Origin of the sequence: Kitasatospora sp. NPDC059795 (genome assembly GCF_042732175.1) — a bacterium.
Classification (GTDB): domain Bacteria; phylum Actinomycetota; class Actinomycetes; order Streptomycetales; family Streptomycetaceae; genus Kitasatospora.
Window position 1 is genome coordinate 384875 of record NZ_JBHWID010000005.1, and the last position, 13125, is coordinate 397999.

The 13125-nt window shown below is 72.0% G+C and carries 11 protein-coding genes and 2 CRISPR repeat arrays (1 of these 13 running past the window's edge); of the genes, 1 reads left to right on the forward strand and 10 read right to left on the reverse strand.

The window, feature by feature from the left end:
- Window positions 1-4 precede the first annotated feature (4 nt).
- Window positions 5-721, reverse strand: coding sequence for a hypothetical protein (locus tag ACFV4P_RS13735; RefSeq protein WP_380470615.1), 717 nt, complete (start codon window positions 719-721; stop codon window positions 5-7).
- A 77-nt stretch (window positions 722-798) separates the two neighbouring features.
- Window positions 799-1569 carry a GntR family transcriptional regulator gene (locus ACFV4P_RS13740; protein WP_380470617.1) on the reverse strand — a complete coding sequence of 257 codons (771 nt, stop codon included), beginning with the start codon at window positions 1567-1569 and terminating at the stop codon, window positions 799-801.
- A gap of 208 nt (window positions 1570-1777) precedes the next feature.
- Between ACFV4P_RS13740 and ACFV4P_RS13745 the strand changes: the two genes are divergently transcribed.
- Complete coding sequence (locus ACFV4P_RS13745) at window positions 1778-2584, forward strand: exodeoxyribonuclease III (protein WP_380470619.1); 807 nt, start codon at window positions 1778-1780, stop codon at window positions 2582-2584.
- 191 nt (window positions 2585-2775) lie between these two features.
- A CRISPR array of direct repeats spans window positions 2776-3166; the repeat unit is 26 nt; unit sequence AGCAATCCCCGCGTGTGCGGGGCCGA.
- A gap of 19 nt (window positions 3167-3185) precedes the next feature.
- Here ACFV4P_RS13745 and cas2e read toward each other — a convergent pair.
- From cas2e to cas3, 8 genes are all read right to left on the reverse strand, one after another.
- The gene (cas2e, locus tag ACFV4P_RS13750; protein ID WP_331744407.1) at window positions 3186-3464 is read right to left on the reverse strand and encodes a type I-E CRISPR-associated endoribonuclease Cas2e; all 279 of its coding nucleotides are present in this window, start codon (window positions 3462-3464) and stop codon (window positions 3186-3188) included.
- Window positions 3461-4486, reverse strand: coding sequence for a type I-E CRISPR-associated endonuclease Cas1e (cas1e, locus tag ACFV4P_RS13755; protein ID WP_380470621.1), 1026 nt, complete (start codon window positions 4484-4486; stop codon window positions 3461-3463). Before cas1e ends, cas2e begins: the two co-directional genes overlap by 4 nt.
- 3 nt (window positions 4487-4489) lie before the next feature.
- Window positions 4490-5263 (reverse strand): type I-E CRISPR-associated protein Cas6/Cse3/CasE, encoded by a 774-nt coding sequence (gene cas6e, locus ACFV4P_RS13760; RefSeq protein ID WP_380470623.1) that lies wholly within the window; start codon window positions 5261-5263, stop codon window positions 4490-4492.
- A 4-nt stretch (window positions 5264-5267) separates the two neighbouring features.
- The gene (gene cas5e / locus ACFV4P_RS13765; protein WP_380470625.1) at window positions 5268-6122 is read right to left on the reverse strand and encodes a type I-E CRISPR-associated protein Cas5/CasD; all 855 of its coding nucleotides are present in this window, start codon (window positions 6120-6122) and stop codon (window positions 5268-5270) included.
- The gene (cas7e, locus tag ACFV4P_RS13770; RefSeq protein ID WP_380470627.1) at window positions 6122-7261 is read right to left on the reverse strand and encodes a type I-E CRISPR-associated protein Cas7/Cse4/CasC; all 1140 of its coding nucleotides are present in this window, start codon (window positions 7259-7261) and stop codon (window positions 6122-6124) included. The genes cas5e and cas7e overlap by 1 nt, the downstream gene beginning before the upstream one ends.
- A gap of 50 nt (window positions 7262-7311) precedes the next feature.
- The gene (casB, locus tag ACFV4P_RS13775) at window positions 7312-7914 is read right to left on the reverse strand and encodes a type I-E CRISPR-associated protein Cse2/CasB (protein WP_380470629.1); all 603 of its coding nucleotides are present in this window, start codon (window positions 7912-7914) and stop codon (window positions 7312-7314) included.
- Window positions 7904-9622, reverse strand: a complete 1719-nt coding sequence (casA, locus tag ACFV4P_RS13780) for a type I-E CRISPR-associated protein Cse1/CasA (RefSeq protein ID WP_380470631.1) — start codon at window positions 9620-9622, stop codon at window positions 7904-7906. The genes casB and casA overlap by 11 nt, the downstream gene beginning before the upstream one ends.
- 226 nt (window positions 9623-9848) lie before the next feature.
- Window positions 9849-12737 (reverse strand): CRISPR-associated helicase Cas3', encoded by a 2889-nt coding sequence (gene cas3, locus ACFV4P_RS13785; RefSeq protein WP_380470632.1) that lies wholly within the window; start codon window positions 12735-12737, stop codon window positions 9849-9851.
- A gap of 168 nt (window positions 12738-12905) precedes the next feature.
- Window positions 12906-13125: a CRISPR direct-repeat array (repeat unit 29 nt; unit sequence GTCGGCCCCGCACACGCGGGGGTTGCTCC) (it continues 53 nt past the right edge of the window).

Genomic DNA, 13125 nt, shown 5'->3' on the forward strand with positions numbered 1-13125 from the left:
GGCTCTACGGCAGGCAGAGCAGCTCGTAGTCGCCAGCGAAGCGGTCGCGGGCGTGGGTGCGCATCCGGTGCGCGTAGCGGCGGTCGTTCTTGAGCGCGTCGTAGCCCTCGCCCCCGGCCGGGTCCAGGATTCCGGCCGTGTCGGCGAGGTACGCGTCGAAGCCCGGGTACATCAGCACGGCGCACGGCAGGTCGTCGACGTCCAGCGCGAACACCGGGTACTCGCCGAGTTCGTCGCGCTCGCCGTTCGGCCCGAGCGAGAGGACGCGGCGGCTGTCGGAGCCGCCGGGCAGCAGGAAGCACCCGCCGAAGCGCTCCTCGAACGGGGCGAAGCACGCGTCCCAGGGCTCGCCGAACTCCTCGGCCGCGATCTCCCCGAGGGTGCGCGGCGCGAGCCGGCCGTCGGCGTCGAACCAGCCGTGCCGCTCCAACATCCCGCCGTCGTACGCCAACCAGGCACGCAGGCTCGGCGGCAGCGGGTGCCCACCCGGGAACTCCCCGACCGCGCGGGGCTGCGGCTCGCCCTCCACCCACGGCCCGGCGAAGCGGTGGTACGCCGGCACCGGGCGGGACGGATCGGCGGCCACGGCGGCGATCACCCGCTCGACGAGCGCACCGCCGTGGTCGTTGCTGCCGTGGTCGTTGCTGCCGTGATCATTGCTGCCGTGATCATTGCTGCCGTGGCCGTTCATGTCGCGGCCGTTGCTGCCGTGCGAACTCACCGCTGCACCACCCCTGTTCACCGATCTGCGTCAGTGAGCGGGAGCGTAACGGGCCGCCCCGACAGATCAGCGCCCGGTCAGGAGGCGGTGGCGGCGGCGACCGGGGTCGCGACCTGGACGGCCGCCGCGCCGGACTCGCCGAAGGTCAGCTTGCAGGTGTCGGCACGGTAGGTGGAGACGCCGAACGCCGCCAGCCGGCCCGCCGCCGCGTACTGGGTGGTGACCACCAGCACCGGGGTGCCCGGGGGGCGCTCCAGCAGTCCGGCCTCGACGGACTCCGCCACGCCCAGCTCCACCGAGCGGGACTCGCCGTCGATGCCGAGTCGCTCCAGCTGGCGCAGCACGCCGCGGGCGCGGTCGCCGCCGTCCACCACGACGGCCAGGTGCGGCAGGCCGGCGGTCGGCACGTGCAGCGATTCGACGGCGACCGTCACGCCCTGGACGACCCGCAGCCGGCGGACCGTGTGCACCTGCTCGCCCTCGGCGATGCCGAGCGTGCGGGCCAGCGCGGCGGAGGCGGCGGCCGTGGTGCAGTCGACGGCCTTCCACTCGTGGCCGAGGACGACCCCGGCCCGGCCGGACTCGCGCTCGCCCACCGGAACGCCGACCCGCGGGGCGGCGACCAGGGTGCCGATGCCGCGACGGCGCACCAGGCGACCCTCCAGCTCCAGCTGGTCGAGGGCCTGCCGCAGCGTGGCGCGGGCCACACCGAAGCGCGCCGACAGCTCACGCTCGTTCGGGAGCACCTGGCCCGTGGAGAACTCGGTGTTCATGGTGCGCAGCAGCACCGTGCGCAGGTGCCAGTACTTCGGCTCCGCAACCGTCGCCGTGAGCGTTCCTTGCCCCACCGTGTCCTCCACCCTGAAGAGCGACGGTCCGCCGCGGCTCCCCGGTTTCAGCAGGTGGGGAGGGCGGCCTTTATCCGTCCTTCTTTATTAAAGGTCTTTGCAGTAAGTGACAGTAGGGGGTGCCCGTGGACATGGTCAAGACCAATGGAGTGGGTTCCTGGCCGGTTTCGCGCACCCGCGCGCAACCGCGACCCGGTACTCTCACCGGGTGAAGAGTGTTTCCACGGTCAACGTCAACGGGATCCGGGCAGCCGCCAAGAAGGGCTTCCTGGAGTGGATCGACGACACCAAGTCGGAGGTCGTCTGCCTCCAGGAGGTTCGCGCCGAGGCCGACCAGTTCGGCGACATCCTGGCCCGCCTCGACGGCTGGCACGCGGTCTGGGCCCCGGCGGCGGCGAAGGGCCGTGCGGGCGTCGCCGTGCTGTCCCGCCAGCAGCCCGACGCCGTCCGGATCGGCTTCGGCTCGGCCGAGTTCGACACCTCCGGCCGCTACGCCGAACTCGACCTCCCGGGCCTGACGGTCGCCTCGCTCTACCTCCCCTCCGGCGAGGTCGGCACCGAGCGCCAGGACGAGAAGGAGCGGTTCATGGCCGAGTTCCTCGTCCACCTCGGCGCCCTCCGTGAGCGTGCCGCCGCCGACGGCCGCGAGGTGCTGGTCTGCGGCGACTGGAACATCGCCCACCGCGAGGCCGACCTGCGCAACTGGAAGGCCAACCAGAAGAAGGCCGGCTTCCTCCCCGAGGAACGCGCCTGGCTCACCCGCGTCCTCGACGACCACGGCTACGTGGACGTCCTCCGCGCCAAGCACCCCGACCAGGAGGGCCCCTACTCCTGGTGGTCCTACCGCGGCCGCGCCTTCGACAACGACGCCGGCTGGCGGATCGACTACCTCATGTCCACGCCAGGCCTGGCCGCCCGCTGCACCGAGGCCCGCGTCGAGCGCGCCGCGACCCACGCCGAGCGCTGGTCCGACCACGCGCCCGTCACCGCCGTCTTCGACCTCGGCCTGAACTAACCGTCAAATTCTTACAGTTGACGAACCCGCAGATCTTTGGCCCTGGGCTCACCCCATGACGCCGACCCAGGGCAGCTCACGCCGACTCACGTGAACCGCAAGCGTCCAACCAGCTCGGCGAGTTCTTCAGCACCCCAGCATCACCGCCAAGCCGCCAGGTCCCTCGCCAAGCGGACGAGCGACCAGCTCACAACGGTCCCCACGCGTGCGGCGCTGCCGGCTGGCCGAGGAGCTCGGCATCACGGCCTGAAGAACAATCCCACGCGTGCGGGGCCGACAACGACGTGGAACTGCCAGCGAGCAACGGCTGGGAGCCATCCCTACGTGTGCGGGGCCGACGTCCGGGCGGCCGGGGTGCGGCCGTCGTACGCGGAGCAATCCCCGCGTGTGCGGGGCCGACTTCTTCAGGCCCTCGCGCCAACCGCCCTCCGCGGAGCAATCCCCGCGTGTGCGGGGCCGACTAGCGCCGGTGGGTCATCGGGGCCGGGCCGAAGGAGCAATCCCCGCGTGTGCGGGGCCGATGCGCCGCTCATCAGGAGCCGCGCCGCATGGACAGAGCAATCCCCGCGTGTGCGGGGCCGATGCTTCGTGACCTGCGGATTTATCGGCGGGATCGGGCTGAGAGGATCAGTCCGTCGAAGTCGACGGGCTTCCAGCGGTCCTTGCCGGCGGTGCGGACGGTCCAGCCCTGTTCGTTGGTGGCGGGTTCGACGAGGACGGCCTGGCCGTCGCCGATGCGGGTGGCGAGGAGATCCCAGAGGCGGTCACGGATGCGGCGGCTGGGGGTGCCGACGAAGACACCGGCGTTGACTTCGACCATCCAGCGGGTGAGGTGTCCGCGTAGTCCTTCGGGGGCTGCGATGAGGATGATGACGGTCATGGGCTGCTCGTGTCCTGGGTGAACTCCGGGCCGATGATGGCGAGATGTTCGTCTGCCATGCCCGGGTCGGAGACACCGGCCGCCACTGGTGCCCCTTCGCTTCCCGCCCAGTTGACGCCGCCCTGGACGGTGCCGGCGCGTTCGTCCCAGAGTTCGTTGGCCTCGGCGTCGGGCATGTCGGTTCCCTCCGGGCCGAGGAGGGCCTTGACGTCATGGACGATGCGGCCGAGCAGCTTGTCCCGGGCGATGCGGTCTCGCAAGCCGAGGCGGGCGTCGCGTTCTTCCGTGTGGCCCTGCTGGGCGAGGTCGAAGGCGAGGGGGATGGTGTATTCGGCCTTGTAGAGGTCGGCGATGTCGAGGACGAACGAGGTGGCCAGTCCGGTGTGGACGAAGCCGAGGCCGGGGCTGGCGCCCAGGCCGGTGATGACGGCGTGGCAGATGCCGTAGAGCGCGGCATTGGCTGCCGACAGGAGGCGGTTGAGGTCGTCGCCCGCGGCGTGGGCGTCGCCGGCCTTGTAGATCCGGCCGTTCCAGGGGACGCCGGTGCGGCGTGCCTCGGTCTGGTAGAGCTTGCGGATGCGGGCTCCCTCCCGGCCGCGCAGTTGCTGCATGGTGGCCGCGCCGACGTCCTCGCCCGGGAACCGCATGCGGTACATGTTCCGGGCGACGGCGAGGCGTTCCTTGGTGCGGCTGACCAGCCAGGCCTGCCGGTTGAGGAGGGCGGCTCCGCGGCTGGGGCCGAGGCCTGCCGCGTACATGCGCACGCCCTGTTCGCCGACCCAGCACACGGTGGTGCCGGAGTCGGCGAGGAGGTTGACGGCGCCGTGGGTGATCCGGGTACCGGGGCCGAGGAGCATGACGGCGACCATGGCGGCGGGGACGCGCACGGTCTCGCGTTTGTTGATGACGACGACGGCGTTCTCGTCGCGGTCGACATGGCTGCGCTCGACGTAGACGCTGGAGACGCGGTCGGCGAGGCGGTGCAGGTCGTGGGGGTGGGCTTTCCACCAGATGTCGGCCACGGGTCAGCGTGCCCCTGTCGGCAGTGGGGCGAGGGTGAGCAGGCCGCAGCCGTAGGCCTTGGACGGGCCGATCCCGGCGAGGAGGGCGGCCTGTAGCAGGCCGGGGTCGGTGACGCGCAGGTGGCCCTCGAAGGTGGCGGTGGTGAGGGTGACGGGGGTGCGGGTGCCGGGCTTGGTGAAGGTGCTGCGGCCGCGGTCGGTGATCCTCACCTCCCGGGCGGGCTGCGCATCGACGACGGTGTCCGGGGGAGCCGGTTCGAGGCCCGGTGCCGGCCGGTCGGTCCGTGCCTCGGGGATCGTGAAGCCCCAGCGGGTGGTGCGTTCCAGGAACCAGGTGAGCTGCTGGGCGGCCGTGCGATGGGCCATCCGGTAGGAGCGGTGGCGCAGTTCGGCCTCGGTCCGGGTGCGGTGCGGGCTCGCCCTGTCGGGCTTGGACGTGTTCTGCACGGGGCTGGCCTTGAGGCGGAACGCGAACTCGCGGCCGACGGCGAGTCGGGCGAGCAGCGGGCTGTAGTCGCGGATCGCGTAGTGCTCGCCGTCGGCGTCGGGCCATCCGGCCTGCTCGACGAGATGGGTCCAGTCCGGTTTGGAAGGGGTGAGGACGAGCAGCATGGGGCGGCGCGGGTGGTCGGCGTCCAGGCGCCACAGGGTCCGGTCCCCGGGGGCGGCGTCGGGGATGCCGGCCGTGACGGCGCCGTGCAGGGCGCGGGGGTTCGCGAGCAGGGAGCGGCTGGCGGCGCGCAGCGGGTTGATGCGGACGCGGGAGAGGTAGGTCATGGGGTCACCAGCCCAGCAGGGCGAACGGGTCGTGGCCGCCGGTCTCGCCGGCCGCTCGGTCGGACGTGGCGCGGGCGGGCAGGCCGGTGGGGACGCTGAGCCATGCGTGGCGGATCCGCCGGGTCGAGAAGCCGCGTTCGCGGGGGGCGAAGGAGCGGGGGACGTCCTGGAGGACGTCCTCGCCGGACAGGTCGTCGAAGGTCGCGGCCAGGTCGATCCGGTGCGGGGAGAACGGTTCCGGTGCCCGCTCGGCCCGCCGCCGGTAGGCGTTCCTCGCGGCCTGGCCCGCCTGCCAGGGCTCCTCGGCGAGGGCGTCCTCCAGCGTGGTGCCGCGCATCGCGCCGAGGGCGATCGGCTGGGTGGGGACGCAGGAGCGGCGGCCGAGGGCGAGCGGGAACGCGGGGCGGCGGACCGCGTCCGCGAGCGCCGTGACGAGGGCGGCCGGGCCCTGGACGGCAGCGACGAACACCGCGTCCTGGAGGTAGTAGCGGTGGGTGACGTGGGTGTCCTTGGCCGGGGAGGTCGGCTTCTGCAGGCCCTTGGCGTTGACGCCGGCCTGCGGCAGCGGGCGGCCTCGGTAGTCGCTGACGGTGTGGTAGTCGCGCAGCAGGGTGCCGGGCTGGTCGATGCGCACGCCCAGGCGCAGGCCGACGAGGTCCGTGATGTCGGCTTCGCGCGGGCGGCCCTCGGCCGCTGCGAGCAGGCCGACGACACCGGACTTGGTCGGCTGGGGGCGGCTGTCGCGGCGGTTGAACGCGCTGCGGTCGCCCCAGGACTGGAGCGGACCTGCCAGGCGCAGGACGAGTACCGCCAGATCCTCGTCCTGCCGGGCCGGGACGAGTGAGGGGTCGGCGGGCATCAGTTGCCGTTCACCCGCTCGGTGAGGGCCGCGCGCAGGCCGTCGCGCAACGCGGTGAAGGTGCGGTTCGCCCCGAACGCGTCCGCCAGCTCCCGCCCCGTCGCGTCGCCGCCGGTACCGAGGGTGTGGCAGATGGCCACGTACAGCGGGTCGTCGCCCCACTGGTCGGTGGCGGTGGCGTACTCCGCGGCGAGGCGGCGTGCGGACTCGGCGACGATGCCCTGGCTCGCCGGGACGGGGTTCTCGTAGGCGGAGACGAGGTTCACGGGCTGGTCGGTGCGGACGACGACGGCGACCAGGCTGGGGCGGGTGCGGTGGGCGAAGGAGTTGCCGTAGCCGGTGGGCATGGAGCGGGCGAAGGAGTCGACGAAGAGGTCGACGGCGTCGATGGCTGCCTTGTCGTCGCCCAGGTTGTCGCGCAGTTGGTGCAGGCCGACGGTGGCGTAGCGGTAGAGGGTGGCGGAGTTGAAGCCGATGGTGCCGATCATTCCGGCGCCGGTCTCGTCGGCGGTGTTCTCGTCGTCGACGGCCGTGTAGTAGTCGAACTCGAGCTCAGCGGCGTGCGTGGAGATCGCGTGGGCGACCTGCGTGGCGGCATCCACGTTCAGGCCGGGGATGTCGGCGACCATGCGACCGAAGAGGGCGACGTCCGCCGGGTGGCCGCTCTGCAACTGCTCCTTGACCGGCAGGGCCTTGACGGCCTCCTCCAGCGCCTTCGCGTCGAGGGCGGCGAGGTCGGCGGCCGTGTCGGCGACGAGGCCGACGATGCCGTCCAGCTGGCGGCGCCCGTAGAAGAGGAGGTAGGCGGTGTCGCCTTCCTTCTTGCCGGCGGAGATCCCGGTGGTCTTGATCAGGGCGTCGGCGATCCGCCGGGCGTCCTCCGCGGTGACGGTGGTGCGCTGGGCGATGCCCTTGGCGAGCTGGGAGGCGATGCGCTTGGTGCGGGTGGCGAGGTCCTGCGGGTCGCGGCTCTCGGCGAAGTGGATCCGGGTGGCGCGCTTCCAGGCCTGGGAGGAGACGCGGGAGCGGCGCTTGCCGCCGAAGTGGGCCTCCTTGGGGTTGCCGTTGTCGTCCCGGTTGAGGTTGGCCGGCGGGACGGTCTGCAGGATGTGCACGTCGATGTAGAGGCGGTCGGTCATGCGCTTCTCCTCGGGGATGACTGTCTGGGCGGCGGGGTGGGCCCGGGGGGTCAGTCGGCGGGCGGCGTCTCCTTCCACGCCTGGTAGCCGACGGCCCACTTGAGGCGGACCTGCGGGCGCCGGTCGGTGTGGTGCCAGGCCTGGATGTCGGCCATCAGGTGGTTGTAGTCCAACGGCTGTCCGACCGTGCGCAGTTGGGTGATCAGGCCGCGCAGGTGGACCAGCAGCGCGGACACGCTGGTCGCGTCCGCGAGTTGCGCGACCCGGGTGTCGAGGGCCTCCTCGCTGAACCTGCCGCTGCGGCGAAGGGCGCGGAGTGCCTGACCGAGCTTGACGCCCCGGCGGTGCATCGGCGTGGCCTGGCTCTGCTGGTGGAGGCCGTAAAGGGCCAGGGCGGCGTGCTCGGCCTTCTGCTCGTCGGAGACCTCGTCGCGCTGCGCGAGGGCGTCGTCCACCTCACAGCTGTAGAACCTGTTCATGGCGAAGACGTCCATGACGGGGCGTCCCAGGCCCTTGCGCATGGCCGCGAGGTCCTCGCCGGGCGGCCGGCGCTGCTGCTTGGTGCGGGGGTCGATGCGCCAGGTGTGGTCGGGGGCGGTGACGTCGTCCCAGTAACGGCGCTGCCTGGCGGTGGTGGTGTGCTCAGTAGTCAAAGTCCGCTCCAAGCGCGGGGTCCGAGTCGGGGGCCGGTCCGGTCTCGGCTGCCCGGGCGGCGGCCGCCTGCCGGACGGCGTCGGTACGGCGGGGGAGGATCTCGTTCAGCCGGCGCCGGAAGTTGGCCCCGGACGTGCCGAGCCGGTAGGTCTGCGCCTTGCCCGCCCTGCCGGGCTGGTCGAGCGTGCGGCCGCCGAACGTGGTGGCGGGTGCGGCCAGCAGGAGCGTGTTCGCCGCGTCCCAGGCGTGGTGGTGGGCGATCTGCTCCCATGCCAGTCGGCCTCGGTCCAGGCAGTCCTCGTCGGTGCCGGAGTCCCGCGCGCCGCCGAGCAGGCGACGTACCAGGGGGTCGAGGGTGTGCAGGAGGAGGTCGCCGGGGCGCTGGCCCTTGTCCCAGGGGATGGGGTCGGCGCCGGCGGCGCGGCGCAGGTCAGCGGAGAGGTTGTTGACGGCCCTGGCGAGGAGTTCGGCCTGCTCGGCGACGTCCAGGAGGAGTTGGTGGGCCTCGGTGTCCTGCTGGAGGGCGAGCAGTGGCAGGGGGATGGCGTCGTGAATCACGTCCTCGACGACAGCCGACTGGGTGCCGTAGACCATGCCGAAGGTCTCGACCCGCAGCGGGTAGTCGGGGTGGAGGCTGCCGCTCTCCTGCAGGCCGGCCACCTCGTCGAGCAGGGTGCTGGTCTCGAAGCCGTCGGTACTCTGCCGGCTGGGGGCGAGGAGGGCGTCCAGTCCTCGCCAGGCGGCTTTGCCCTGGGTGTGTCGGCGCGGCCTGCGCTCGGGCCGGGCCGTGGCCGACTTCTTGGTCGGGGCGGTGAACGTCCATGTGGTGTGCGGCTCCTGCTCCGGCAGGGGTGTGAGACGATCGCCGGCGCTGATGACCACCCGGGCGACGATCAGCCGTCCGGCGCCGTCCCGATGCGGGACGAGGCGGATCCGTCGGGCCTGCCAGGTCCACAGGTCGAGCAGGCTCTCGGCTGCGCGCGCCGTCCAGGCGGGGCCGTGCGGGGCCTTCGACCACTGCGGGACGCCCAAGCGGCTGGGCGGGGTGACCGGGAGGTTCAGCAGGAGGGTCTCGTACAGGGTCCGCCCGGTGGGGACGATGACGCCGAGCTGGCCGAGCGGGCCGGTGGGGTTCCCCATGGTCTTCCCCGCCTTGACCTGGTCGTCGCCCACGACGCCGGTCTTGATCGCCGCGGTGTCCCAACAGTGGGCGTGTACGAGCCAGTGGGCGGCCTGGGCCGGCGTCAGGTCGAGCGGGTCCGCGTCCGTGCGACTGGCGAACAGCGGGACGTTGTTGCCGCTCGCCGCGGTCGCCACGAGGGCGGCGGAGCCCTTCGTCTCGTCCTTGGCGGTGCGCAGTCCGGCGGCCTGCGCGAACGGGGCGACCGGGTCGAAGAGGTCGAACTTCGCGCGGTGGTCGTCGAGATAGGCCCGGAGGCGGTCGAGCTCGTCCTTGGTGAAGCCGCCGTTCTGCGCGAGTCGTTCGCCCTTCTCCTTGAGGCTTCCGGGCGCTCCGGTGGCATGGGCGACGACGGGCAGCAGGACCTGGCGCAGGAGGGCCGGGAGCTGGGTGGAGAACTCGACGACGATGCCCTCGAACTCGTGGGCCCGGGCCAGGACCTCGGCGATCCCCAGCTCGACGGGAGGCCCTCCGTCGACGGGCCGCGCCGTCAGCCACGGTTCGTCGACAAGGTTGTAACCAGGCACGCGCTGTTCTCCCAACTGGCCCTGTTTAGCGTGTTGCTGACTCATCGTGGCACCGACCGCGGCCGACTGTGGGGTGAATGCTTGAATTGGCCCTCGGCCCTGCGGGTTCCTTGCGCGGGGATGGCCCCTGGCCGTGTTTGCGCGTCTTCGGCGGGCACGAGTCGGTCCCGCGATCGCGGGGTTGAGGGGGCGGGTCGGCGACTTCCCGGCCCGCCCCTGCGCATCGTCATCCGTAGTGGCGTCCTCCGCGCACGACGAGTCCGAGGTCGTCGTCGTAGCGCAGGCGGAAGTCGCCGAGGGCCGCTTCGCCGTTCTCGTCGAGTTCGAGGGCAAGGCTGTGGCGCAGCCAGGGGTGGTCGCGCCATCCCGCCGGCGGACCGAGCGTCAGCTCGGCGGCAACGGTCAGCTTGGCGGGGAGGCGCACCGTTCCGCAGAGCACGTCGTCCAGCAACTCGGCGGCGACCTCGCCGTTCGGACCGAGCTTGCGGCCCGTCACCGCGTGGAAGCCGTCCCCGGTGCGGCGCACCAGGACGACCTCCGCACTCCGGTCGCCGTCGCGGACGAGTGCCTCGAACTGTCCCTCGGTCAGCCTGCCGTGGGCGCCGAAGTGCAGGCCGGCCAGGGTGGGCTCTGCGTGCTCCCCGGCACGGGTCAGCACATACTGGGCGGCCCTTTCTCGGCGCTCGGCCTGCCGCTTCTCCCAGTCCTGCCAGGCCTGTGCCTCGGCCGCGACCCATTCCTGAGGGACGACGGGGTCCGTGCCGTACACGCGGGCGACCAGGTCGGGCACCTGGCTGGGGATGCGCCACGTGTTCCCGCCGTCCTTCGTCGCCCGCTCGATCTCGGCCGCCGTGCGCATCAGGAGGTAGCGGCCGTAGATCTTCTCGGAGGCGCGGAGGATGTCCGGTGCTTCGTCGCTGTGAAGGTGGAGCCCGGTGACGACCACGGTGGGCCGGGCCAGCTTGTGCGGGCGCTTCACGCCGTCGTGGCGATGGAGGCGTCCGATGCGTTGGAGGAGCAGGTCGATCGGCGCGAGGTCGGTGATCAGCACGTCGGCGTCGACGTCGAAGGACTGCTCGGCGAGTTGGGTGGCGACGACGATCAGCCGCTGGGGGCGCCGGTGTCCCTCACGGGGCGCGCCAAGGAGGTTCAGCACCTCCTGCGTGCGGTCCGCCCGGTGGCCGGCGTGCAAGCGGCCGTGCAGGAGGCGGACGTCGGATCCGAACTCCTTCCGGAGGGCTTCGTACGTGGCCTGTGCGCGGGCCACGGTGTTGCGGATGACCAGGGCGCATCCGCCGTCGGCCAGGCGGTCCTTGAGGCAGTCGGCCACGGCGGCATCGGCCGTTCCAGGGTCGTCGCTCCGGGCCGTTGCCAGGGCCTCGTTCAGCAGCTCGACCCGGACGTGAAGGTCGCCGCGCCACGATTCTCCGCTCTCGACCAGCAGCTCCGGCCGACCGTCACGTCCGGACCAGGCCGCCGTCACGCTCGGATAGCCCTGTGGCTCGGGAAGCTCCAGCCCCGTCGGTTCCTCCGCCGACCGAGTACCGGCCAGGTACGCGGCGACCAGACGACGCCGTTGCTCGGGCGGCAGGGTCGCCGACAGCAGCACCACCGGCACTCCGGCCTGCCCGAGCCACCACAACCCCTCCAACAGGAACTGCGACATGTAGACATCGGCGGCGTGAACCTCGTCCAGGATCACGACCTTGCCGGCCAGTCCTGCCATGCGCAGCATCACGTGCCTGGTGCGAGTCGCGGCATACAGGAGCTGGTCGATCGTGCCGACCGCGAACGGGCTCAGCAGACCACGACGGCGCCCCAGGAACCACTCCGCGGGGGCTCTGCGCGCCGCGCCCTCGCACCCGTCGACGAAGTCGGCCGGCAGACCGTACTCGTCCTCCCCCACCGAGGAGAACGGGTCGTCCGCGCCCTGCCCCCACTCCCCCGCGCCCTCCAGCAGGCCACGCCACTCCTTGTTGAACATCCGCTTGCCGTGCAGCAGCGCGACCTGGTCCTCCAGCCCGTCCCCGACCTCGCGCAGCCACGAGCGCACCTGGCTGAACATCGGGTCCGCGGTCGCCTGGGTCGGCATCCCCAGGAACAGCCCGTCCGCGCCGTGGCGGGCCGCCAACTCCTCCGCCGCGGCCAGCGCCGCCTTCGTCTTCCCCTCCCCCATCGGCGCCTCGACGATCACCAGCCCAGGCCCGGCCGTCCGACGCACCGCATCGAGGACCAGCTCCTGCGACGGCCTGGGCCCATGACCGAAGCGGTCCCGGAACGCCTCCGGTCCGGGAACATCCAACGCCCCCCAGCCGCCGCGCAGTTCGAGCTTCGACCACGCCGCCGCGGCCCGCTGCCGAGCCTGGGACATCGTCACTCTCGACAGGTCCGACACGCCGGTGAAGTGCCGTTCGTCGCTGGCAATCCAGTCCGCCATCACCACGAAGCCCGACAACTGGAGCTGCATCGCACGACTCGGCACCAGAGCGGGCTCCACCCCGGCGAGCGGCGACTCGCGGTCGTAGCCGACCTCCCGGGAGAACACCTCCACCAGCGCCTGCTGCGCGATCTTCCAGGACCGGCTGTGTCCCTGCAGCTTTTCGTTCTTCTTCGGCGGGCCGAGCTGCCCGATCGTCGGGACCAGACCATGGTGGCCTGCGACCAACGGCCAGACCCAGCCGACCTGTTGCTCACTCCACCCCGCCTCGGCGAGGAGTGCCCTCAGCACCCGGGCACCGGCCTTGTCGTGCCGCCAGGACGATCCCTTCACCGCATACGTGTCCCACGTGAGCCCCGCCCGACGGACGGCCGCCTCACCCGCGGCATCGAGATGCTGGAACGCCGGAGTGGCCTTGCCCAGGTCATGGATCCCGCACAACCACGCGAACAGGCGCCGTCCCTTCCCCACGCCCCCCGCCAAGCCGTCCAGACGCCACCGCGTGACCTGCGGGAGGTACCGGTCCCAGACCACCTCGGCCACCGCAGCGGTGTCCAGCATGTGCGACAGCAGAAGATTCGCCGTCCCCCCTGCCCGCCCAGCCGACTTCCCCCACAGCGCACCCAACCAGCCCCCGACCTCGGACGGATATCCCCGCCAACGGTCCTCGACCACCATCTCGGCCTCCGCATGCGACTACGCTTCGGAAGCGTAGGCCACCGCACTGACAACCAGCCCGGGAGTAATCGGAGTTGACGGTTACACACCCGCTGTCATCCAGGAAGCCGTTCAATCGAACTGAACCAAACAGCACCCTCTGACCCAAAGACCCACAGGTCAGCAAGTGTCGGCCCCGCACACGCGGGGGTTGCTCCACGGTGGTGATGACCGCGGTCCTCCACGGCACGTCGGCCCCGCACACGCGGGGGTTGCTCCCGCCTCCTGTCCCACCCGGACGAGAAGAAGAAGTCGGCCCCGCACACGCGGGGGTTGCTCCTGCTGCGGCCGGATCATCACCCGCCGCGAGTGGTCGGCCCCGCACACGCGGGGGTTGCTCCTTCCAGCA